Source organism: Kitasatospora indigofera (assembly GCF_014655955.1).
GTDB classification, from domain to species: Bacteria; Actinomycetota; Actinomycetes; order Streptomycetales; family Streptomycetaceae; genus Kitasatospora; species Kitasatospora indigofera.
In genome coordinates this window covers 42,041-64,621 of record NZ_BNBO01000045.1, presented here as the reverse complement: position 1 = coordinate 64,621, position 22,581 = coordinate 42,041, and the positions used below count along the sequence as shown (strand labels likewise).

Sequence of the window (22,581 nt, the reverse complement as noted above, 5' to 3'; positions counted from 1 at the left end):
GTCAGCCACCTCCGAGCAGGTGCTGGACGGCCGGCTCGGAGAGACCGAGCAGGAGGGCGGGCCACAGTCCGGCGAGCAGGGTGAGCGCGGCGAGCGGGGTCCAGCTGACGGCCTCGTAGCGGCGCAGGTCCGGGAGGTCGGCGGCGGCCGCGGGCTGCGCGGGGTCGCCCATGCAGACCCGGCGGACCACGATCAGCAGGTAGGCGGCGGTGAGCAGGGTGCCGAGGCCGGCCAGCACCATGTAGGTGACGAAGGCGGGCCGGGAGAGTCCGGCGGCCGGGTCGAAGGCGCCGAACATGGCGAGCAGCTCGCCCCAGAAGCCGGCCAGGCCGGGCAGTCCGAGGCTGGCGACGGCGGCGAAGGCGAGCAGGGCGCCGAGCCGTGGCGCCCGTCCGTACAGGGCGGCGCCGGTGGCGCCGGCGAGGGTGTCGAGGTCGGCGGTGCCGTAGCGGTCCTTGAGGGCGCCGACGACGAAGAACAGCAGGCCGGTGATCAGGCCGTGGGCGATGTTGGCGAACAGCGCGCCGTTGACGCCCACCGGGGTGAGCGAGGCGATGCCCAGCAGGACGAAGCCCATGTGGCCGACCGAGGAGTAGGCGATCAGGCGCTTGAGGTCGCCCTTGGCGCCGGGCCGGGCGAGGGCGAGGCAGGCCAGCGAGCCGTAGACGATGCCGACGGCGGCGAACGCCCCGAGGTAGGGGGCGAGGGTCGCGCTGCCGTCGGGGACGATCGGGAGCAGGACCCGGACCAGGCCGTAGGTGCCCATCTTCAGCAGCACGCCGGCGAGCAGCACCGAGCCGACGGTGGGGGCGGCGGTGTGGGCGTCCGGGAGCCAGCTGTGCAGCGGCCAGGCGGGTGCCTTGACGGCCAGTCCGATCATGATCGCGAGGCCGGCGGTGACCTGGGTGGTGTGGCTGAGGCCGTTGCCGTGGGCGTTGGCCAGGGCCTGCATGTCGAAGGTGCCGGCCTTGGTCCCGATCAGCAGGAAGCCGAGCAGCATCACCGCGGAGCCGAGCAGGGTGTAGAGGATGAACCGGTTGGCGGCCGGGACCTTCCGTCCGCTGCCCCAGCGGGCGATCAGGAAGTACATCGGGATCAGCACGATCTCGAAGGCCAGGAAGAAGAGGATCAGGTCCAGCACCGCGAAGGTGGCCAGCATGCCGGTTTCGAGCAGCAGGAACAGCCCGACGAAGGCCCGGGCGGAGGGCACGCCCTCGCCGCCGGGCAGCCGCCTCTGCGAGTAGCCGGCGCAGAGCAGGGTGAGCAGCGAGGTCAGCACGATCAGCGGCAGCGAGACGCCGTCGACGCCGAGGTGCAGCCGGACGTCGAGCGCCGGGATCCAGGACAGGTCGGTGGTGGCCTGCATCCGGGCCGGCTCGTCGTGGTCGAAGCCGGCCGCGAGCGCGACGGTGAGCAGGAACACCAGGCCGCTGACGGCGGTGTTGAAGGTCAGAGCGCGCCGGTCGGCGGTGGCCGGGTCGGCGCCGAAGACGGGGGCCAGGGTGAGGGCGGCGCCGAGCAGCGGCAGCACCAGGAGGGCGATGAGGACTGCGTTCATCGGGGGCTCCAAACGGGTGCTGCGGCGGGCGGGGCGGGGCGGCGGGGTGCGGCGGCGGGGCCGGTCGGGTGGGTCATCCGCTACACCGCCGCCCAGACGGCGAGCAGCACCACGCCGGCGAGCAGGGCGCTGAGGTAGGTCTGCGCGTTGCCGGTCTGTGCCAGGCGCACGGCCCGGCCGAGCAGCTGGGCGCCGAGGCCGGTGCCGCGCACGTACGTCTCGACGACCTCGCGGTCGAGGAAGCGGACGAGCTTGGCGGCGGCGCCGGCCGGGCGGACGAACAGGGCGGTGTAGAGCCGGTCGACGCCGAAACCGTGCCGGGCCGGGCCGAACAGCGGGCCGAGCAGGGTGCGGCCGGGGTCGGCGGGCGGCTGCTCGGCCGGCGGGGTGGTGGCCCCGCCGGGGACGCGGCCCTCGGCGGTGGGGCCGAGCGGCCGGCCGGCGGCGAGCCGGGCCGCGGTGACCCGGGCGGTGCCGGAGCGCCAGGCGGCCCAGGCGATCAGGATGCCGGCCACGGCCAGGCCGGTGCCGATCACCGCGGTGACGGGCGTGGGGCGCAGCGAACCGCCGTCCAGCAGGGCGGGCAGCCAGTCCGTGCGGACGCCGGCGATGCCGAAGCCCATGGTGGGCACCGCGAGCACCCAGAGCGGCCAGCGCATCGCGGACGGCTCGGCGGTGGCCGGGTCGGCCTCGTCCACCTCGGGCGAGTACGGGGCTCCCGGCTCGGCGCCGGTGGGGGCGGGCGCCGGCGCGGCCGGGGGCACGGCGGCCGGGGTGTGGAAGGCGACCAGCCAGAGCCGGGTGGCGTAGGCGGCGGTGATCAGCGCGGTGAGGCAGGCCGCGACCAGGACGATCCAGCCGGCGGTGGCCGGGACGGCGGAGGCCGGGCCGACGCCGTTGGTGATCGCCTCGCCGGTGGCGGCGTGCTCGGCGGCGGTGAGCACCGCCTCCTTGCTGAAGAAGCCGGAGAACGGCGGCAGGCCGACCAGGGCGACCAGGGCGATGCCGGTCGTCCAGTAGGCGTCCGGCACCCGGCGGCGCAGCCCGGGCATCCGGGACATCGCGGAGATCGAGTTGGTGTGCGCGGCGTGGATCACCACGCCGGCGGCGAGGAACAGCAGGGCCTTGAAGGCGCCGTGGCTGACCAGGTGGAAGACGGACGCCTCGCGGTCGCCGCTGGCGAGGGCGCCGGCCATGTAGCCGAGCTGGCCGACGGTGGAGTAGGCGAGGACGCGTTTGAGGTCGTCCTGGGCGAGGGCGCAGAGCGCGGAGCCGATCATCGTGACCGCGGCCATCACGGCGAGCACGATCAGCGCGGCGCCGGAGAGCAGGAAGACCGGCAGCAGCCGGGCGACCAGGTAGATGCCGGCCGCGACCATGGTGGCGGCGTGGATCAGGGCGGAGACCGGCGTGGGGCCGGCCATCGCGTCCGGGAGCCAGGTGTGCAGCGGGAACTGGGCGCTCTTGCCGGCCACGCCGGCCAGCAGCAGCAGGGCGGTCAGGGTGGGGTGGCCGAGCTGCCCGTGGCCCGCGGCGGACAGCACGTCGCTGATCCGGAAGCTGCCGGCGTCGGCCCCGAGCAGGAAGATCCCGAACACGAACGGGACGTCGCCGAGCTTGGTGACCAGGAAGGCCTTGAGCGAGGCGGAGCGGGCGTCGGCGGTCTCCCAGTGGTGGCCGATCAGGAAGTACGAGCAGATGCCCATGACCTCCCAGCCGACCAGCAGCACGATCAGGTCGCCGGAGTAGACGACCACGAACATCGCGGCCGTGAACAGCGAGACCAGCGCCGCGTACGAGGGGTAGCGGGGGTCGTCCTTGAGGTAGGCGGTCGAGTAGACCTGCACGCAGGTGGCGACCAGGCCGACCAGGACGGTGATCACCGAGGTGTAGCCGTCCAGCTGGATGGCGAGCGAGATCTCCGGGCCGCCGGTCGGGGTGAGCCGGGTGGCGGCCTCCAGGACCTGGCCGGTGCCGAGCTGGAGGGCGACGACCAGGGCCAGGACGGCGGAGGCGGCGACCGGGAGGATCGCCAGCGGCCGGGCGAAGCCGGGGGCGCGCCGGCCGGTGGCGAAGGTGGCGGCGGCGCCGAGCGCGGGCAGCGCGGGGACGAGCACCGGGAGGGCGAGGTTCATGCGGCGGCCCGGCCCTTCAGGGTGTCGGCCGCGGCGGGCGCCTGGGCGGCCTCGGCCGGGTCGCCCAGGGCGGTGATCCGGTCGATGTCGGCGGTGCCCCTGGTCCGGAAGACCAGCAGGACGATCGCCAGGCCGAGACCGATCTCGGCGGCGGCGACGGTGATCACGAAGAGGGTGAGAGCCTGTCCGGCGTGCAGCGAGTCGCGCAGCCAGGCGTCGAAGGCGACCAGGTCGAGGTTGACGGCGTTGAGCATCAGCTCGACGGACATCAGCACCAGGACGACGTTGCGCCGGGCGAGCACGCCGTACACGCCGACGCTGAAGAGCAGCGCGGCGAGGACGGCTGGGTAGGCGAGGTGCATCGGCGGTCAGCGCTCCTGCGGAGGGGTCGTCGAGGCGGCGGGCGCCGGGTCGGCGGGCTTCGGGGCTCCGGCGTCCGGTCCGGCCTGCGGCGGCGGCACCGCGCGGCCCGGGGTGCCGACCGGCTTGCCGGCCCGCAGCCTGCCGGCGCGGGGGGCCGGGGCCGTGCCCCGGCCGCCGCCGCGGGACAGCACGACGGCGCCGACCAGGGCGGCCAGCAGCAGGACGGAGAGCGCCTCGAAGGGCAGCACCCAGTGCCGGAACAGGCTGGTTCCGGTGGCCTGGGTGGAGCCGCCGCCGGCGCCGAGGTCGATCCAGGCGCTGCGGAAGGCGTCCACCATCAGGGTCACCAGGGTGCCGGCGGCGGCGAGGGCCACCACCAGGGCCACCCAGCGGTTGCCGGAGTCCGCGTCGGGCGAGCGACCGATCGGGGCCTTGGTGAGCATCAGTCCGAACAGCACCAGCACCACGACCGAGCCGAGGTAGATGAGCACCTGCACCCAGGCGATGAACTCGGCGGTGAGCAGCAGGAACTCCACCGCCAGCCCGCCGAGCGCGACGACCAGCCAGAGCGCGGCGTGCACCAGCTGCTTGGTGGTGACGGCGACCAGGGCGGAGCCGAGCACGGCGACGCCGACCAGCAGGAAGACGATCTCGACGCCGGTCGGGGAGAGGAAGGAGCGGGCGGCGGGCTCCAGCGGGCCGGCCGCGGCGAACAGGACGCTCACTCGGACCCACCCGCCTCGGCGGCCGCGGCGGCGGCCAGCTTCTCGGCCGCCTTGCGGGCGGCCGCGATCTCCTTGGGCTCCTCGGCCGCCGGGTCCAGGGCGGGCGGTGCCGGTACGGTCCACATCCACTCGCGGAGCTTGTCCCGCTCGTGGGTCAGCTCCAGGATGTCCGTCTCCGCGTACTCGAACTCCGGCGACCAGAACAGCGCGTCGAAGGGGCAGACCTCGATGCAGATGCCGCAGTACATGCAGAGCGAGAAGTCGATCGCGAACCTGTCCAGCACGTTGCGGGTGCGGGCGCGGGCGTTCGGGTCGGCGGCGGGCAGCGTCTCCTTGTGGGAGTCGATGTAGATGCACCAGTCCGGGCACTCACGGGCGCAGAGCATGCAGACGGTGCAGTTCTCCTCCAGCAGCGCGATCACGCCGCGGGTGCGCGGCGGGAGCTCGGGCTGCACGTCGGGGTACTGCGCGGTGACGGTCTTCTTCGTCATCGTCCGCAGGGTGACGGCCAGGCCCTTGGCCAGGCCGGAGCCGGGGAAGCTCATCAGGAGATCGCCACCTTGATGACGCCGGTGAGGGCGAGCTGGACGAGGGCGAGCGGGATCAGGACGGTCCACGCGAACCGCATCAGCTGGTCCTCGCGCAGCCGCGGGTAGGTGACCCGCAGCCAGATCACCACGAAGGCCAGGGCGAAGGTCTTGAGGATGGTCCAGAGCCAGCCGAGGTCGTCCGGCAGCGGTCCGTGCCAGCCGCCCAGGAAGAGCACGGCGGTGAGCGCGGAGACCACCAGGATCCCGGCGTACTCGGAGAGCAGGAAGAACGCGAAGCGCAGGCCGGTGTACTCGGTGTAGGCGCCGAAGATGATCTCGGAGTCGGCGACCGGCATGTCGAACGGCGGTCGCTGCAGCTCGGCCAGGCCGGCCGTGAAGAAGACGAACGCGCCGATCGCCTGCCACGGGATCCAGTACCACTCGAAGGCGTCCAGGATGCCGGGCAGCGAGAGCGTCCCGGCGGCCATCGCCACCGAGGCGGCGGCGAGCACCATCGGCAGCTCGTACGACATCAGCTGGGCGGCCGTGCGCAGGCCGCCGAGCAGCGAGAACTTGTTGGCGGAGGCCCAGCCGGCCATCAGCTTGCCGATCACGCCGACGCCCATCACGGCCAGCACGAAGAACAGCCCGGCGTCGACGGCCTGGCCGACGAAGCCGTCCGGCCCGACCGGGATCGCCAGCAGCACGATCAGGTACGGCAGCAGCGAGACGGCCGGCGCCAGCTGGAACACCCGGCGGTCCGCCCCGGCGGGGACGATGTCCTCCTTCTGGGCGAACTTGACGCCGTCGGCGACCAGCTGGGCCCAGCCGTGGAACCCGCCCGCGTACATCGGGCCGAGCCGGCCCTGCATGTGGGCCATCACCTTGTGCTCGGTCTGGCCGATGATCAGCGGGAAGGTGAGGAAGACGACGAGCGCGGCGGCGCAGCGCAACAGCGTGTCGAGCAGGTTCACGCGCTGTCTCCTTCCTGGGTGGGCTTCTCGGGTGCGGCTGCGGGGGCTTCGGGCGTACCGGGCCCGGGCGCGCCGGCTTCGGGCGTACCGGCTTCGGGCGCGCCGGACCCCTGCTGCGGGGCCTCCGGTGCGACGGGCTCCGGCTTCGCGGGCTCCGGCTTCGCGGCCTCCGGCTTCACGGGCTCCGGCTTCGCGGCCTCGGGTGCCGGGGTGGCCGCCGGTGCGGCAGGCTCCCCCGCCGGCTCCCCGGCGGGCCCGTGCGCGGGTACCGGTGTGTGCCAGGGCGCGTCGGTGGACCGGGTCCGGGCGGGTGCCGGCGGCGTGGCCGCGGCGGGCGGCGTCGCCGCCGGCTGCTCGGCGGGCGCCCCGGCGGGCGCCCCGGCGGGCGCCCCGGCGGCCGTCCCGGTGGGTGCCTCGGCCGGCGGGGCCGCCGGGCCGGCGGCGGTCTGGCTGGCCGACCCCTCCGTGATGGACCGGGTGCGCCGGGGCCGGTCGGCCCGGATCGCGGGCCCGCCCTCGCCGGCGGCACCGGCAGGGGTGCCGGCAGCGGCACCGGCGGCCCCGGCGGCGGCACGCGGGGTGCGCCCCGCCGCACCGGCCGCGCGGGCGCCCCGGGCGGGGCGTTCGGCGACGGGCGGCAGGGTGCCCTTGAGCGGCCCCCACTCGTTCGGGTCGGGCACGCCGGCCGGCTGCATCTTGCGCCGGGCCGGGCCGTCGCCCTCGGACTCGCCGGGCTCCTTGGCGCCGGGCCAGGCCTTGGCGACCCGGGCCGCCAGGACGAACTCCTTGCGGAGCGGGTGGCCCTCGAAGCCGTCCGGCAGCAGCAGGGTGACCAGGTGCGGGTGGCCGGAGAAGTCGATGCCGAACATCTCGTGGGTCTCCCGCTCGTGCCAGCCGGCACCGGCGTAGACGCCCACGGCGGTCGGCAGCGCGGCCCGCTCGCGCGGCACCCGGGTGCGGACCAGCAGGTGCCGGACCCCGGTGGCGTCGAGAGCGGCCAGGTGGGCGGCGACGGAGAAGCCCTCGGCCAGTTCGTCGACGGCGCTCAGCCAGTCGAAGTAACTCAGGCCCAGGATGTCCCGGGCGGCCGTCAGCGCCTCGATCCAGTGCTCGGCAGGCACGTCGACGGTGATCAGCTCGTACGCCTCGGCGGCGGTCGCCCACGCGCCGACCGACGCGGCGAGCTCCTCGGGGGTGCGGTCGAAGCTCACGCGCGGCCGCCCTCGGGCCCGGCGACCAGCGGCCGGCGCAGCGCGGACGCCGGGGCGGCGTAGCGCTCGGGCAGCGATTCGGCCGCGATCTTCTCCTGCAGCTTGAGGATGCCCTGGAGCAGCGCCTCGGGGCGCGGCGGGCAGCCCGGCACGTAGACGTCGACCGGGATGATCTGGTCGACGCCCTTGGTGACCGAGTAGGAGTCCCAGTAGGGGCCGCCGGAGTTGGAGCAGGCGCCAAAGGAGATGACGTACTTCGGCTCGGGCATCTGCTCGTACAGGCGCTTGACGGCGGGGGCCATCTTGTCCGTGACGGTGCCCGACACGATCATCAGGTCGGCCTGGCGCGGGCCGGGCGCGAACGGGATGACTCCCATCCGGATGAAGTCGTGCTTGGCCATCGAGGCGGCGATGAACTCGATCGCGCAGCAGGCCAGGCCGAAGTTGAAGCACCAGAGGCTGTAGCGGCGCCCCCAGTTGAGCACCACCTTGACCGGGTCCGGCGCCAGCCGGGCGAGCGGTCCGAGCCGCGGCTGCTCGGCCGGGCCCCCCGGACGGGCGGGGTCGGGCATGCCGAGCGGGACGACTCCGGAGGAGTCGCCGCCGTGGGCGTGGCCGTGCGGGTGGCTGTGGGTCACGTCCATTCCAGAACGCCCTTCTTCCAGGCGTAGAGCAGGCCGACCGCGAGGAAGCCGATGAAGACGAACATCTCGACCAGGGTGCCCGCGCCGTACCCGGCGGCGGAGAACACCGTCGCCCAGGGGAACAGGTAGATGGCGTCGACCGCGAAGATCACGTACAGGAACGCGTACACGTAGTAGCGGATCTGGGTGTGCGCCCAGTCCTCGCCGACCGGGTCGACCCCGCACTCGTAGGCGAGGAGCTTCTCCGGCGAGTACACCACCGGCCGCAGCAGCCGGTTGGCGGAGAACGCCACGGCGACGAAGAGCACGCCGACGACGGCGAGCAGGCCCACCGCGGCGTACGCGTCGAAGTAGCCGCTGCCCACCGCAGGGTCGGCCGCGACGGCAGCTACCGGCTGCCCCTTCATGCGTTCGCCTCCACATCGGCCTTGCTCCGGGCCCGTCCGGGACATCCCCGGAGGACCGTACTGCCGCGTTCTTTACGCACCCATAACCATCGTCAAGGCGTGAGTCTAAGTGCAGCGCCACCGGCTGCCGTACCCTGCCCGCCAACCAAGACGGCCCGGGTGGGGATAACCCCCGGACGGGTACACGGAACACCCCCATGGCCCCGCGCGCCGCCCACCCGGGAAGCTGGGAGCACGAGCTTGACCGAGAGGGACGGTAGACATCAGATGAAGCCACTGCTCCACCGCGCGGCGGACACCGTACGGCTGCGCGACGCCCAGGGTGAGCGGGTTCCCGTGTACGGCGGGCAGATGTGGCGGCAGGTCCTGCAGCTGCTCCTCAACCTGCCGCTGGGGATCGTGGGCTTCACCTTCACGGTGGCGCTGCTCTCCGTCGGGGTCGCCCTGTCGGTCACCGTGGTCGGGCTGCCGTTGCTGGCCCTCGGGCTGGCGGGGTGCCGCCGGCTGGGGGCGCTGGCCAGGGCCCGGGCCCGGTCGGCCGGCTCCGTGGTCGGCGAGCCGGACCCGCTGCGGGTGCGCCGCCCGGGTGTCGCCGGCTGGGCGACCGCCACCCTCACCGACGGGCTGGGCTGGCGCTCGGCGCTGTACCACGTGCTGCTGCTGCCCTGGGGCGTCCTGACCTTCGCCGTCACCCTGGTGTTCCTGCTGGTGGGCTGGCCGGTGCTGCCGTGGGTGGTCGGGGCCCAGACCGCGATCGACCGGATCCTGCTGGAGAGCCTGCTCGCCCCGACCGCACTGTCCGAGCGGGTCCGCGAGCTGGAGGACGACCGGGGCGCGGTGGTCGACACCGCCGCCGCCGACCTGCGGCGGATCGAGCGGGACCTGCACGACGGGGCCCAGGCCCGGCTGGTGGCGCTGGCGATGGACCTCGGCCTGGCCAAGGAGAAGCTGACCGACGAGCCGACCCCCGACACCGTGGAGGCGGCCGCGAAGATGGTCGGCGCCGCGCACGGCGAGGTGAAGCTCGCCCTCCAGGAACTGCGGGACCTCGCCCGGGGCATCCACCCGGCCGTGCTGACCGACCGCGGCCTGGACGCGGCGCTGTCCGCGGTCGCCGCCCGCTGCACCGTCCCCGGCGGCGTCAAGGTGCACGTGGACCTGCGGGGCGCGGACGGCTCCGCCGAGCGCCCCGACTCCGCGGTGGAGGGCATCGCGTACTTCACCGTCAGCGAGCTGCTCACCAACGTCTCCAAGCACGCCGGCGCGCGCACGGCCACGGTGGACCTCTGGCGGGCCGCCGACCGGCTGATGCTGCTGGTCCAGGACGACGGCAAGGGCGGCGCGGCCCCCTACCCCGGCAGCGGCCTGGCGGGGCTGGCCGAGCGGATCCGCTCGGTGGACGGGGTCTTCCTGGTGGAGAGCCCGGAGGGGGGCCCGACCACCGTGACGATCGAACTGCCGTGGCACACCCGGGCGGCCCGCCGGGTCTGACCCGGCCACCCCCACCCCCCGGGCACGGCCGGGGACGTACGCAGCCGGGGCCCGGACAGCCGGCGCGGACGAACGGCCGGGGCGCCGCCGAGGCAGTGGCGGCGCCCCGGCCGGCCCTGCGTCCGCACCGGCGTACGGGGCAGGGACGGTCCCGTCCACCGTCCGTGGACCCTTGCGCGGTGCGCGGACGGCCGGCCGGGGCCGGGTTGGTGCTGCCGGCCGGTCCGGTGGTCCCGGGCCGGCCGGCAGGGTCAGGAGGTGGGCAGGGTGCCCAGCGTGACGTCGGCGGTCCTGGACTGGCCGTCCCTGACGTAGGTGACGGTGACCTTGCTGTCGGGGGTGAGCGAGGCGAGCGCCGTGGTGAGCGAGTTCAGCGTGGTGATGTCGGTGTCGCCCAGCTTGGTGATCACGTCCCCGACCTGGAGCCCGGCCGAGTCGGCGGGCCCGCCGGAGACCACCGAGACGATCACCGCGCCGGCCGGCTGGAAGCCCGCGTCGAAGAAGGTCCGGGCGGTGATGCCGAGGGCGGCCCGGCCGGAGTTGGTCACCTTGCCGCTCTTGATCAGCTGGTCGGTGATGCTGGTGATGGTGGACGCCGGGATGGCGAAGCCGATGCCGGGGGCGACCGCGCCGTTGCCCTCGGGCTCGGTGGCGGCGAGGGTGTTGATGCCGATCACCTGGCTGGCGAGGTTCACCAGGGCCCCGCCGCTGTTGCCGGGGTTGATGGCGGCCGAGGTCTGCACCATGTTGCCGATGGTGGCCCCCGGGGCGCCGCCCGTCCCGGGCTCCGAGACGGTCCGGCCGGTCGCCGAGACGATGCCCTCGGTGACGCTGCTGGCGAGGCCGAGCGGGCTGCCCATGGCGAGGGTGATCTGGCCGAGCTCGACCTTCTTGCTGTCCGCGAAGACGGCCGGCTTCAGCCCGCTCGGCGGGCTGGTCAGCTTGATCACCGCGAGGTCGGAGTCGGGGTAGCTGGCGACCAGGGTCGCGTCCAGCGACTTGGTGCTGTTGGCCAGCGTGACGGTCATCGTGGTGGCCGTGCCCACCACGTGGGCGTTGGTGACGATGTTGCCCTTGCCGTCGTAGACGATGCCCGAGCCCAGGCCGCCGGCGGTGGTGATCTGGACGACCGAGGGCAGCACCTCGGAGATCACCCGCTCGTAGTCGTCCTGGAGCTGGTTGCCGCCCGCGGCGGCCGATGCGGAGCCGCTGGACGTGGCGCCGGGCGAGGAGCTGTTCGAGGAGGCGGAGCCGCTGCTGCAGCCCGCCAGGGCCAGCGCGGCCAGCGCGGTCGCCGCGCCGGCGGCGACCAGCCGGCGGCCGGGGGTGCGCGGTCCGGTCGGCCGGGGCCCGGCCGGGATCGGGCGGGTGGGTTCCTTCTTGGGGTGCACCTGGCTGCCTCCGGTTCCGTACGCGCGCGGCCCGGCCCTGGGGAGAGCTCTCCTCAGGTCGAGGACGGGGGCCGATTTTTGTCAGCATTTCACCTCTTTGTCCGAATCGACGCGCCGACTCGCCCGGCGGGGCCGCCCGGACGCCGCAACGGGAACCGATCACCCGCGGACGAACGGCCTAGGATTCGGTCATGACTTGGTTGATCACGGGCGGGGCTGGATACATCGGCGGGCACGTCGTGCGTCAGCTCATCGACGCGGGCGAGCGGGTCGCCCTCATCGACGACTTCAGCACCGGCGACCGGACCCGGCTGCCCGCGGGCGTCGCCGTGGTCGAGGGCTCGACCCTGGACCGGGCCGCGCTGGACCGCGCCATCCGCGAGCACGAGGTCGAGGGCATCCTGCACTTCGCCGCGAAGAAGCAGGTCGGCGAGTCCGTCGAGCAGCCCTTCCTGTACTACCGGGAGAACATCACCGGCCTGCAGACCGTCCTGGAGGCGGCGGCCGATGGCGGCGTCAAGCGGTTCCTCTTCTCCTCCTCCGCCGCGGTCTACGGCATGCCGGACGTCGACCTCGTCACCGAGGACACGCCCTGCCACCCGATGAACCCGTACGGCGAGACCAAGCTGGCCGGCGAATGGCTGGTGGCGGCGGCCGGCCGGACGTACGGCATGTCGACCGTCTCGCTGCGCTACTTCAACGTGGCCGGGGCGCAGTCGCCGGAGCTCTCCGACACGGGCGTCCTCAACCTGGTCCCGATGGTCTTCGAGCGGCTCACCGCCGGCCGGGCCCCGCGGATCTTCGGCGACGACTACCCCACCGCGGACGGCACCTGCGTCCGTGACTTCATCCACGTCTCCGACACCGCCTCGGCGCACATCGCGGCGGCCCGCCGGATGCGCACGGACAAGGCCGGGGAGACCTCGCTCGTCCTGAACATCGGCCGCGGCGAGGGCGTCTCGGTCAAGGAGATGCTGGACGTGATCGGCCGGGTGACCGGGTACGACGCCACCGGCGAGGTCGCCCCGCGCCGGCCCGGCGACCCGGCCCGGGTGGTCGCCTCGGCCGACCTGATCCACAAGGAGCTGGGCTGGAGCGCCAGGTACGGCGTCGAGGAGATGGTGGCCTCCGCCTGGGACGGCTGGTGCAGCCGCCACCCCGGCGCCCGCAGGTAGGGCCGGCGGCGACGCACGGGGGCGGGTGCCGGTGACCGGGCACCCGCCCCCGCGTCGTCCCCGGCGCGGCTACGGCACCGCGGTGCCGTAGTACGCGTCCAGGGCGTAGACGCACCGGTCCTTGCTGCCGACGAAGACCCGGCCGCCGACCGCCACCGGGGAGCCGGTGAGCTCGCCCTTGGTGCCCAGCTCCCAGCGCAGCTGACCGGTCGACAGGTCCAGGGTGTGCAGCGAGTGGTCCCGGCTGCCGAGGTGGACCAGCCCGTCGGCGACCGCCGGGGAGCCGACGATCTCGCCGCGGGCGGTGTAGCGCCAGCGCTCCTGGCCGGTGGCGGTGTCGAAGGCGTGCAGGCGGTCCCCGCTGCCGATCAGCACGGTGCCGTCGGCCACGATCACCGGTTCGGCGCCCTGCCGGCTGCCGGTCCGCCCGCGCCAGCGGTCCCGTCCGGTGGTGACGTCCAGGGCGTAGACGGTGCCCAGGTAGTCGGCCACGTAGACCGCGGTGGCGTCCATCGCGGGCGGGGTGAAGAGCACCACCGGGGCCTCGAAGCGCCAGCGCTCCGCGCCGGTGGCGGTGTCCAGCGCGTACACCCGGGTACCGGCCGTCACGTACAGCACCCCGGCCCGCTCGACCGGCCGGGACGGGACGTCCTCGCCGACCGGGAACGACCAGCGCAGGCCGGCCCCGCGCGGGTCGACGCAGCGCAGCCGGCCACCGCCGTAGTAGTACGCCGCGCCGCCCACCAGGACGGGCCCGGACTGCGGGTTCTCGTAGTCCTGCTGGGCGTCGTCGGCACGCCACAGCTCGGCGCCGTTGGCGGCCGAGCGCAGCTGGACACCGCCGCCCCGGATGCCGCAGCAGAGCACCCCGTCGGCGGCGTCCAGCGAGAAGACCCAGCCGTCGAGGGAGTTGCGCCAGCGCTCGGTGCCGTCCGCCACGTCGACGGTGTACAGGTGCGGGCCGTCGGCGGCGTGCACCCGGCCGGAGTCCACGGCCATCGCCCAGGCGACGTCCCGGGTCTTGTACCGGCGCTCACCGGTGCCGATGTCGAGGGCGTGCACCTCGAAGCTGGAGACGAACAGGGTGCCGTCGGCGACCACCGGGGTGCCCCAGACGTCGTTGGACATCCGGAACCGCCAGGGGCGCCAGCGGGTGGCCCTGGCCGGCGGCGGGACGGCCGCCCGGCGCACCCAGTCCGTCTCGGCGGGGGCGGCCCCGTCCGCGCCCTGCTCGGCCCGGGGGCCCGGGCCTATCCGGACGGAGGCGCCGGGCAGCCGCACCTCGGCCGCGCTCTCGCCGGCCGGGGCCCGGTGCCGGCGGGCGGCGATCTTCTCGGTGGCCGCCTCGGTGTCGGGGACGGGGCCCGGCCGGGCGCCGTGCACCGGCCCGGTCCGGCCGGGCGGCGGCGGCAGCGCGCGGCCGTGCTGCGCGGTGCGCGGGTCGGCGGGGCCGGGCAGCTGCGGGACCGGCCGGGGCTGCGGGGCCACCGGCTGCGGGGGCGCCGGCTGGGCCGGTACGGCGGGGGGCTGGGCGAGCGGCCGCCGGCTGCTGCGCTTGCGCTCGATCAGGTCCAGCGCGTTGGCGGGCAGCCAGTCCCCCGCCTCGCCGGAGGCGTCGTCCCGGGAGAACAGGTGCGGGGCCAGCTCCGCCTGGATCTGGGCGGGCGTCGGCCGGTGCTCGGGCGAGGGCCGCATGCAGGCCCGGACCAGGTCCACCAGCTCGACCGGCAGGCCGGAGAGGTCGGGCTGCTCGCGGAGCAGCTGGAAGACCGTCTCGACGGGGTTGGCCCCCCGGTAGGGCGGGTGCCCGGTGGCGCAGAAGACCAGCAGCGAGCCGAGCGAGAAGATGTCGCTGGCGCCGGTCACGCTGCGGCTGTCCCGGGCCTGCTCGGGCGACATGTAGGCGGGAGTGCCGACCGCCACGTTGGTCATGGTGAGCCGGGTGTGCGAGACGCCGGCGGCGATGCCGAAGTCGATCACCCGGGGGCCGTCCTCCACCACCAGCACGTTGGAGGGCTTGAGGTCGCGGTGGACCAGCCCGGCCGCGTGGATCGACTGCAGGGCCTCGGCGATGCCGGCGATCAGCCAGCGCACCGCGCCGACCGGCAGCGGCCCGCACTCGCCGACCAGGTCCTCCAGGGAGGGGGCCGGCACGTAGGCGGTGGCCAGCCAGGGCACCCGGGCGTCGGCGTCCGCGTCGACCACGGCGGCCGTGTAGAAGCCGCCGACCGTCTTGGCGGCCGCGATCTCGCGGGCGAAGCGGACCCGGAACAGCTCGTCCTCGGCCAGTTCCCCCCGCACGGTCTTGATGGCCACCCGCCGGCCGGACGCGGAGCGCGCCAGGTACACCAGGCCCATTCCCCCCGCGCCGAGCCGCGCCAGCACCTCGAAGGGCCCGATCCGCCTCGGATCGTGCGCCGTCAGCTGGTCCACTCCGCTGCCACCTCCCCGTCTCCCGGCACCCACCGAGGGGTGCCGGTCTGATTCTCCAACGCCGCCCGGGTCAGATCCAACATCCCCCGCCCAGGGCGCCCGGCCCGCGTCCCGCGCGCCCCCCGGCGTCCACTGTGAAAGTTCTGGCCGGATTCTGACGCCCCTTCCGGCGGCCCCGGAGGGTCCCGCCGGCCCCGTCAAGGTTACGGAGCGCCACCCGACCATCCCTCAGCGGACTCGTCGTCACGCTGCGAGGTCATCAGCTCACGGGGGGGCTCCAAAACAGTGCCTCCGGGGCCCGGTGAATATCCGCAGGGACCGGTTTGGCGGTTGTATACCACCCCCGGGCGGAGTAATAGTCGCATCACCGAATCGCGCCAAGATCGTGCCACGGTAAGCTGACGGCATGACAGGACAAGTTCGCACCGTCGACGGTCGCGTCGCCGGGCGACGCGGGCAGGAGACGCGGCAGAAGCTGCTCGACTGCCTCCGCGAGATGCTCAGCACGTCGCCGTATCGGGACGTCAAGGTCATCGACGTCGCCCGTATGGCGGGTACCTCCCCCGCGACCTTCTACCAGTACTTCCCGGATGTCGAGGGCGCTGTCCTCGAGATCGCCGAGGAAATGGCCAAGGACAGCGACGGGCTCAAAGAGCTCGTCGCCGGAAAGTCCTGGGCAGGGAAATCCGGTGTCGCCACTTCGGAAGAACTGGTGGACGGATTCCTCGCCTTCTGGCGCAAGAACGACGCCATTCTCCGAGTGGTCACTCTCGGTGCCGCCGAAGGGGACAAGCGGTTCTTCAAGATCCGCATGACCGTCCTCAACTCGGTCGCCAAGCCGCTCACGGATGCCGTCAAGGACCTCCAGAGCAAGGGCCAGGCCGACAAGACGCTGGATCCGGCCGCCGTCTCCGGCGCGCTGATCTCGCTGCTCGCCTCCGCGGCGGAGCACGGGAAGGCCTTCACGGCCTGGGGCGTCAAGGTCAAGGACCTCAAGCCCAACCTCGCACCCCTGGTGTACCTGGGCGTCACCGGCAAGAAGCCGCCCAAGTAGGTCCTTCCCTCCTATCCAGCCATCCGCTCCGCGCACGTCCCCGGCCTCCTGTCCGGGGAACGACGGACGGCGGCCGTTGCCTCGGGGGAGGTTCGCCGACGTACCGCAGTGCGCCAGACATGCCGGTGGGCGGGACCCTCCCAGGGTCCCGCCCACCGGCATGTCACAAGCCCTCCAGGGGCCTGCCAGGGGCCCCGACGGCTCCCGGGGGCCCGGGGGCGGTCAGGGCGCGCCGGGCGGCCCGAGGGGGCCTAGGGGCAGCGCACGACCTGGCCGGCGTACGCCAGCCCGCCGCCGAAGCCGAACAGCAGCACCGGGTCGCCGGAGGCCAGCTCGCCGCGCTCCACCAGCTTGGAGAAGGCCAGCGGGATGGACGCCGCCGAGGTGTTGCCCGAGTCGACCACGTCGCGGGCGATCACCGCGTCGGGCGCGCCGAGCTTGTTGGCGATGGCGTCGATGATCCGCAGGTTGGCCTGGTGCGGCACGAAGCCCTTCAGCTCGGACGGGTCGATGCCCGCCTTCTCGCAGGCCTGCCGGGCCAGCGGGGCGATCTTCGTGGTGGCCCAGCGGAACACCGACTGGCCCTGCTGGCTGATGGTCGGGTCCCAGCCGGTGATGACGACCGCGTCGCCCTTCTCCGGCTCCGAGCCCCAGACCACCGGGCCGATGCCCGGCTCGCCGCCCTCCTCCTGGGCCTCGACCACGGCCGCGCCGGCGCCGTCGCCGAAGATCACGCAGGTGGTGCGGTCGGTCCAGTCGATGGTGTCGGACATCCGCTCGGCCCCGACCACCAGCGCCAGCCGGGCGGCGCCGGCCCGGATCGCGTGGTCCGCGGTCGCGAGCGCGTACGAGAAGCCGGAGCAGACGGTGTTGATGTCGTACGCGGCCGGGGAGGGCACCCCGAGGCGGGCCGCGACGGCGGCGGCCGTGTTGGGGCTGCGCTCGACCGCGGTGCAGGTCGCGACGACCACCAGGTCGACGTCGGCGGCCGACCGGCCGCTGTTGGCCAGCGCCTTCTGGGCCGCCTCGGTGGCGAGGTCCACCAGGGACTCGTCCACCGCGATGTGCCGGGTGCGGATTCCCACGCGGCTGCGGATCCACTCGTCGTCGGTGTCCACCAGCGTCGACAGTTCGGCGTTGGTGAGGACCTTGGGAGGCTGGTAGTGCCCCAGGGCAACAATGCGGGATCCGCTCATACAGCCACTCAACCCCGTTACCGGCTGGTCATCCGGTCGCGACCGGCTACAGGATCCACCCCCGGATGCTGTAGGGGCCGGACAAGAGCCCATGGGGCGCATGGTCCGCCAGGAGGGCCACCGGGTACCGGTGTGCGGTGGTCAGGCCGCCAGCGAGGCGGCGTCGCCCATCACGATGACCGGGTTGGCCGCCGGGTCCAGCAGCTGCAGCAACCTGGCCATCTTGTCCTCCGGGACGGAGATGCAGCCGTGGGTGGGACCGCCGTGGTCGACGTGGATCCAGATCCCGCCGCCCTTGGTGCTGCCGTTGGGACGCCGCGCGTCCAGCGGGGAGGCGCCCTGCACCCGGTTGTAGTTGATGGCGACCACGTAGTCGAAGGAGCCCGCGAGCGACTCGCCCGCGAAGCCCTTGCCGCTGACCACGAAGTTGGCGTCCTTGTCGTACGGGAGCTTGCTGCCCGGGTCGGCGTTGCGGCCGCCCGCGTCGGTCAGCGTGAAGACGCCGATCGGGCTGCGCAGGTCGCCCTCGTTGTGGTCGGTGGTCCAGCCCTTGTAGGCGTTGTGGCCGGCCCAGGCCTCACCGGCCAGCCAGCGGCCCTCCGGGGTCCTGGTCCAGACGGTGACGGTGGTCTCGTTGCCGTCCTTGTTCTTGCCCGAGGCCAGCACGACCTGGTTGGTGGTGGCGGGTATCCGGGCGGTGAACGCGGCGCCGAGGCCCGGTATCGCGACCAGCGAGCCGTCGGCGCGGCTCTCGCTGCGGTCGGCCGCCGGGGCCTCGGTGTGGGCCGCGGCCGCCTGGGCGGCCTGCGGCGCGGCGTCGGGGGCGGCCGCGTCGGGGCCCTCCGGGCCGCCGCCGTCGGCGGAGGTGACCGCGGGGGCCGCCCCGCCGGGGCCGACGGTGTACCAGCCGGCCGCGGCGGCGGCCAGCAGCAGCGCCGTACCGGCCGTCAGGGCGCCGCCGTGGGACTTCTTCTTCGCCTTGCGCCGGCGGCCCTGGGAGCGCGGCTCGCCGGGGGCCGTCGCGCCGGGCACGGCGCGCGCGACGACGACGGCGGGCCCGGGCTCGTCGGCCGGCTCGTGGACGCCCTGGGAGCGGTGCGGCCCGGCCGGCCCGGCCGGCTCGAACCAACCGCCGGAGCCGTAGGACTCGTCGCCGCCGTCCTCGGCACCGCTCCGCAGGTACACCTCGTCGCCCGGCTCGTACGGCTCGGAGGCCTCGTACACACCGGCGCCCCCGTACGTCCCGTACTCCTGGTACGGCGCGGGGGCCTGGTACTGCGCGGTGGCCCGGTAGGGCCCGGGGGCTTCGTAGGGCCCGGGGGCCTCGTACGGCGCTGACGCCTCGTAGGACCGGTGGGCCGGGTACTCCGGGTACTGCTGCCCGTACGGCTCGGCGGGGTACTGCTGCTGGTACCCGCCGGCGTAGGGCTGCTGGTACCCGGACGGGTAGGCCTCGTGCGCCGGATACGCCTGCTGCTGGTACGGCTGCTGCTGGTAGGCCTGGTCGTAGGAGCCGTGGGCCTGCTCCTGGGCCGGCTGCTGCGACTGCCCGTACGACGGGTACGACGCCCCGGCGGGCTGGTACGGATCCGGCTCCCGGCGGGCCCCCGGAACCGCCGCCTGGGCGCCGGTGTGGGGGAGCGGATGAGCGCGGTGGGATCCGGACATGCGGCGATCCTGCCAAATCCGGGGCCTGTTGGGAAACCCGCGGGGCCGGGCAACACTGTCACAAAATGCGGCCCCCGAACCCGCGAGGGGGTCGGGGGCCGTCGAATCCGCTGGTCAGAGGCGCATCGCCTGCGGGGTCTCGCGGCGCTGGAAATCCGGCCCCTCGTACTCGCGGATGATCTCGTAGCGCGTGTTGCGCTCCACCGGGCGGAACCCGGCGTCACGGATCAGGCCGAGCAGGTCCTCGCGGCCGAGCTTGTTCGGGGTGCCGAAGTTGTCCGCGTCATGGGTGATCTTGTACTCGACGACCGAGCCGTCCATGTCGTCGGCGCCGTGGCTGAGCGCCAGCTGCGCGGTGGTGACGCCGTGCATCACCCAGAACACCTTCACGTGCGGGACGTTGTCGAACAGCAGCCGGGAGACCGCGAAGGTCTTCAGCGCCTCGGCGCCGGTCGCCATCTCCGTACGGGCCATCAGCTTGTTGCGCACGACGCCGTCCTTGGAGTCGTGGAAGTCGTGCTGGTAGCGCAGCGGGATGAAGACCTGGAAGCCGCCGGTCTCGTCCTGCAGCTCGCGCAGCCGCAGCACGTGGTCGACCCGGTGGCGGGGCTCCTCGATGTGGCCGTAGAGCATCGTCGAGGGGGTCTTGAGGCCCTTGCTGTGCGCCAGCCGGTGGATCCGCGACCAGTCCTCCCAGTGGGTGGCGTGGTCGACGATGTGCTGGCGGACCTCCCAGTCGAAGATCTCCGCGCCGCCGCCGGTCAGCGACTCCAGGCCGGCGTCGATCAGCTCGTCGAGGATCTCGTCGGCGGACAGGCCGCTGATTTTCTCGAACCAGTGGATCTCGGTCGCCGTGAAGGCCTTCAGCGAGACGTTCGGCAGCGCCGCCTTCAGCTCGCGCAGGCTGCGCGGGTAGTAGCGCCACGGCAGGGTCGGGTGCAGGCCGTTGACGATGTGCAGCTCGGTGAGGGAGTCGACCTCCATCGCCTTCGCGAGGCGCACGGCCTCCTCGATGCGCATCGTGTACGCGTCCTTCTCGCCCGGCTTGCGCTGGAACGAGCAGTACGCGCAGGAGGCGGAGCAGACGTTGGTCATGTTGAGGTGACGGTTGACGTTGAAGTGGACGACGTCGCCGTTCTTCTGCGTCCGGACGTGGTGGGCGAGACCCCCCAGCCAGGCCAGGTCGTCACTCTCGTAGAGCGCGATCCCGTCCTCGCGGGTCAGCCGCTCACCCGCGTAGACCTTCGCCTCCAGCTCGCGCTTCAGCCCTGCGTCCATGCGGCGGACCGCCTCCCTGCACATTCGATTCGTTGACCGGAACGAGCCTACGCCCCGGTTGCCAGCAGCTCCGCAAGCAGGCCGGGGTCGATGTTGCCGCCGCTGACCACGGCGGCGAAGACCCGGCCGCCGAGTTCGGCCGACCGGTGGAAGTAGGCCGCCGGGGCCACCGCGCCGGACGGCTCCGCCACCAGCCGGCCGCTGCGGGCCAGCAGGGCGACGGTGTCGCGGATCTCGTCCTCGCCGACGGTCACGATGTCGTCGACGTAGGCCTGGAGGTGCTCGAAGGGCAGCTCGCCCACCGAGGGGGTGCGCAGCCCGTCGGCGACGGTCCGGTAGGTGTCGGCCACCGGCCAGCTGGTGCGCCGGCCGGTGCGCAGGCTCTGCTGCGCGTCGGCGGCCAGCTCCGGTTCGACCCCGATCACCCGTACGCCGGGGCAGCTCAGCTTGAGGGCCGCCGCGGTGCCGGAGATCAGGCCGCCGCCGCTGACCGGCACCAGGACGGTGTCCAGCTCGTCCGGGGCGTCCTCGCCGATCTCCAGGCCGACGGTGCCCTGCCCGGCGATGATCCACGGGTCGTCGTAGGGCGGCACCCAGACGTAGCCGTGCTTCTCCGCCAGTTCGGCGGGCAGCGTGTCGCGCTGCTCCGGCGGGACGAGCACCACCTCGGCGCCGAACGAGCGGGTGCTCGCCACCTTGACCGCGGGCGAGGTGTCCGGCATCACGATGACGGCCTTGAGGCCGAGCAGCCGGGCCGCGTACGCCACCGCCTGCGCGTGGTTGCCGCTGGACTGGGCGACCACCCCGCGCGCCCGCTCGGCGCCGCTCAGCGCGGCCAGCCGGTTGTACGCGCCGCGGATCTTGAAGGCTCCGGTCGGCTGCAGGTTCTCCGGCTTCAGCCAGAGCCGGCGCTCGGCCGACCCGTCCTCGGGCCCCCGGTCGGCCCAGGGGCAGGGCATCAGGGGCGTCCGGACCGCCACGCCCTCGATCCGCCGCTGCGCCGCGCGCAGCTCCTCCAGGCCGACCAGTGCCATCGCCCTACTCCGTCTCGTCGAGGGGAAGTTCGCTGACCCGGTTCTCCCACTTGGTGGAGAGCACCACGGTCGTCCGGGTCCGGGCCACGCCCTTGGTGCCGGACAGCCGCTTCACCACGGACTCCAGGCCCTCCACGTTGGAGACCCGGACCTTGAGCATGTACGAGTCGTCGCCGGCGATGAACCAGCAGTCCTCGACCTCGCCGAGCTCCTTGAGCCGGTGCGCGACGTCCTCGTGGTCGGCCGCGTCGGTGAGCTGAAGGCCGATCAGGGCCGTGACGCCGAAGCCGAGCGAGGCCGGGTTGACCGTCGCGCGGTACCCGGTGATGACGCCGGCCTGCTCCAGACGGTTGATCCGGTCCGTCACGCTCGGGCCGGACAGGCCGACCAGCCGGCCCAGCTCGGCGTAGGAGGCGCGGCCGTTCTCCCGCAGCGCCTGGATGAGCTGTCTGTCCACCGTGTCCATATACCGTCCGCGTCCTTCCGAACCTCACCAGACCCACAGATCATTATCCGGAATCAAAGGTGCCATGGGCAGACCAACCCGGATATCGCAAAGAACATACTCTCCCGGCCGGGGCCCGCTCACTCCACCGTGTCGGCCGCCCCGGCCGGCCCCCTGGCGGCCGCCCCCAACTCGCCCTCCCAGCGGCGGTACATCAGGTGCGGCACGCCGGCCGCGTCGAGCACCCGCCCGGCCACGAAGTCCACCAGCTCGCGCACGGTGGAGCCGCCCGCGTAGAAGCCGGGCGAGGCGGGCAGCACCACGGCGCCCTGCGCGTCCAGCTCCACCAGGTGCTTCAGCGTCACCCCGTTGAGCGGCGTCTCGCGGACGCAGACCACCAGCGGGCGGCGCTCCTTGAGGGTGACCGAGGCGACCCGCTGGAGCAGGTCCTTGCTCAGCCCGAGCGCGATGCCCGCCACCGCCCCGGTGGTCGCGGGGACGACCAGCATCCCCTTGGCCGGGTAGGAGCCGCTGGAGGGGCCGGCCGCGAAGTCCCCGGCGGCCCAGTGCCGGACGTCGTCCAGGCCCTCGTCCGAGCCCAGCCAGCGGGCCAGGTCCTGCCGCCAGTGGGCGTCCCGGAAGGAGATGCCGGTCTCGTCCAGGATGGTGAGCCGGGCGGCCCGGCTGACCACCAGGTCCACCGCCTCGCCCGCGGCCAGCAGCCCCCGGATCACCGACGCCGCGTACGGGGTGCCCGACGCCCCCGAGACCCCGACCACCCACGGCCGCCGGACCGCCGTACCGTCTGCTGACTTCGCTGCGCTCATGACCTCATTTCTATACGCAGCACCGGTTTGGATCCGCCGGGC

At 73.8% G+C, this 22,581-nt stretch carries 20 protein-coding genes; 3 read left to right on the top strand and 17 right to left on the bottom strand.

Going from position 1 to position 22,581, the window contains the following annotated elements:
* Nucleotide 1: 1 nt before the first annotated feature.
* From IE329_RS29450 to IE329_RS29410, 9 genes are all read right to left on the bottom strand, one after another.
* Nucleotides 2-1,558: a complex I subunit 4 family protein gene (locus IE329_RS29450; protein WP_190214035.1), complete on the bottom strand. Its 1,557-nt coding sequence runs from the start codon at nt 1,556-1,558 to the stop codon at nt 2-4.
* Nucleotides 1,559-1,638: 80 nt separating this feature from the next.
* Nucleotides 1,639-3,693, bottom strand: a complete 2,055-nt coding sequence (locus IE329_RS29445; RefSeq protein ID WP_190214034.1) for an NADH-quinone oxidoreductase subunit 5 family protein — start codon at nt 3,691-3,693, stop codon at nt 1,639-1,641.
* Nucleotides 3,690-4,055: an NADH-quinone oxidoreductase subunit NuoK gene (gene nuoK, locus IE329_RS29440; RefSeq protein WP_190214033.1), complete on the bottom strand. Its 366-nt coding sequence runs from the start codon at nt 4,053-4,055 to the stop codon at nt 3,690-3,692. Before nuoK ends, IE329_RS29445 begins: the two co-directional genes overlap by 4 nt.
* A 6-nt stretch (nt 4,056-4,061) precedes the next feature.
* Entirely contained in the window at nt 4,062-4,781 is a 720-nt protein-coding gene (locus tag IE329_RS29435) for an NADH-quinone oxidoreductase subunit J family protein (protein ID WP_190214032.1), read from the bottom strand.
* Entirely contained in the window at nt 4,778-5,329 is a 552-nt protein-coding gene (locus IE329_RS29430) for a NuoI/complex I 23 kDa subunit family protein (protein WP_190214049.1), read from the bottom strand. The genes IE329_RS29435 and IE329_RS29430 overlap by 4 nt, the downstream gene beginning before the upstream one ends.
* Nucleotides 5,326-6,279: an NADH-quinone oxidoreductase subunit NuoH gene (nuoH, locus tag IE329_RS29425; protein WP_373311333.1), complete on the bottom strand. Its 954-nt coding sequence runs from the start codon at nt 6,277-6,279 to the stop codon at nt 5,326-5,328. The genes IE329_RS29430 and nuoH overlap by 4 nt, the downstream gene beginning before the upstream one ends.
* Before the next feature lie 2 nt (nt 6,280-6,281).
* Complete coding sequence (locus IE329_RS29420) at nt 6,282-7,496, bottom strand: NADH-quinone oxidoreductase subunit C (protein WP_190214030.1); 1,215 nt, start codon at nt 7,494-7,496, stop codon at nt 6,282-6,284.
* Complete coding sequence (locus IE329_RS29415; protein WP_373311332.1) at nt 7,493-8,140, bottom strand: NADH-quinone oxidoreductase subunit B; 648 nt, start codon at nt 8,138-8,140, stop codon at nt 7,493-7,495. The genes IE329_RS29420 and IE329_RS29415 overlap by 4 nt, the downstream gene beginning before the upstream one ends.
* A complete protein-coding gene (locus tag IE329_RS29410) occupies nt 8,131-8,547 on the bottom strand; it encodes an NADH-quinone oxidoreductase subunit A (RefSeq protein WP_073924396.1) in 417 nt (138 codons plus the stop codon). The genes IE329_RS29415 and IE329_RS29410 overlap by 10 nt, the downstream gene beginning before the upstream one ends.
* A 351-nt stretch (nt 8,548-8,898) precedes the next feature.
* On the opposite strand from IE329_RS29410, the gene IE329_RS29405 reads away from it, so the two are divergent.
* Nucleotides 8,899-10,038 (top strand): sensor histidine kinase, encoded by a 1,140-nt coding sequence (locus IE329_RS29405; RefSeq protein ID WP_229927866.1) that lies wholly within the window; start codon nt 8,899-8,901, stop codon nt 10,036-10,038.
* A 251-nt stretch (nt 10,039-10,289) separates the two neighbouring features.
* Here the strand turns inward: IE329_RS29405 and IE329_RS29400 are convergent, their stop codons facing one another.
* Nucleotides 10,290-11,429, bottom strand: coding sequence for a S1C family serine protease (locus IE329_RS29400; RefSeq protein ID WP_373311331.1), 1,140 nt, complete (start codon nt 11,427-11,429; stop codon nt 10,290-10,292).
* A 191-nt stretch (nt 11,430-11,620) separates the two neighbouring features.
* Here IE329_RS29400 and galE point away from each other — a divergent pair, with 191 nt between their 5' ends.
* The gene (galE, locus tag IE329_RS29395; RefSeq protein WP_190214028.1) at nt 11,621-12,604 is read left to right on the top strand and encodes a UDP-glucose 4-epimerase GalE; all 984 of its coding nucleotides are present in this window, start codon (nt 11,621-11,623) and stop codon (nt 12,602-12,604) included.
* A gap of 69 nt (nt 12,605-12,673) precedes the next feature.
* On the opposite strand, the gene IE329_RS29390 is transcribed toward galE, so the two are convergent.
* Complete coding sequence (locus IE329_RS29390) at nt 12,674-15,037, bottom strand: outer membrane protein assembly factor BamB family protein (RefSeq protein ID WP_190214027.1); 2,364 nt, start codon at nt 15,035-15,037, stop codon at nt 12,674-12,676.
* 406 nt (nt 15,038-15,443) lie between these two features.
* On the opposite strand from IE329_RS29390, the gene IE329_RS29385 reads away from it, so the two are divergent.
* Entirely contained in the window at nt 15,444-16,091 is a 648-nt protein-coding gene (locus IE329_RS29385) for a TetR family transcriptional regulator (RefSeq protein WP_190214026.1), read from the top strand.
* Between the two features lie 251 nt (nt 16,092-16,342).
* Here the strand turns inward: IE329_RS29385 and IE329_RS29380 are convergent, their stop codons facing one another.
* The 6 genes from IE329_RS29380 to IE329_RS29355 form a co-directional block, all read right to left on the bottom strand.
* Complete coding sequence (locus tag IE329_RS29380; protein WP_190214025.1) at nt 16,343-17,287, bottom strand: beta-ketoacyl-ACP synthase III; 945 nt, start codon at nt 17,285-17,287, stop codon at nt 16,343-16,345.
* Nucleotides 17,288-17,428: 141 nt separating this feature from the next.
* Nucleotides 17,429-18,955, bottom strand: coding sequence for a L,D-transpeptidase family protein (locus IE329_RS41890; protein WP_190214024.1), 1,527 nt, complete (start codon nt 18,953-18,955; stop codon nt 17,429-17,431).
* Between the two features lie 114 nt (nt 18,956-19,069).
* On the bottom strand, nt 19,070-20,233 hold the full coding sequence (gene mqnE / locus IE329_RS29370) for an aminofutalosine synthase MqnE (RefSeq protein ID WP_190214023.1): 1,164 nt from the start codon (nt 20,231-20,233) through the stop codon (nt 19,070-19,072).
* 47 nt (nt 20,234-20,280) lie between these two features.
* On the bottom strand, nt 20,281-21,267 hold the full coding sequence (locus IE329_RS29365) for a threonine ammonia-lyase (protein ID WP_190214022.1): 987 nt from the start codon (nt 21,265-21,267) through the stop codon (nt 20,281-20,283).
* A gap of 4 nt (nt 21,268-21,271) precedes the next feature.
* Nucleotides 21,272-21,733 (bottom strand): Lrp/AsnC family transcriptional regulator, encoded by a 462-nt coding sequence (locus tag IE329_RS29360; protein ID WP_073924403.1) that lies wholly within the window; start codon nt 21,731-21,733, stop codon nt 21,272-21,274.
* Nucleotides 21,734-21,852: 119 nt separating this feature from the next.
* Nucleotides 21,853-22,539, bottom strand: a complete 687-nt coding sequence (locus tag IE329_RS29355; protein ID WP_190214021.1) for a UbiX family flavin prenyltransferase — start codon at nt 22,537-22,539, stop codon at nt 21,853-21,855.
* Nucleotides 22,540-22,581: the final 42 nt, after the last annotated feature.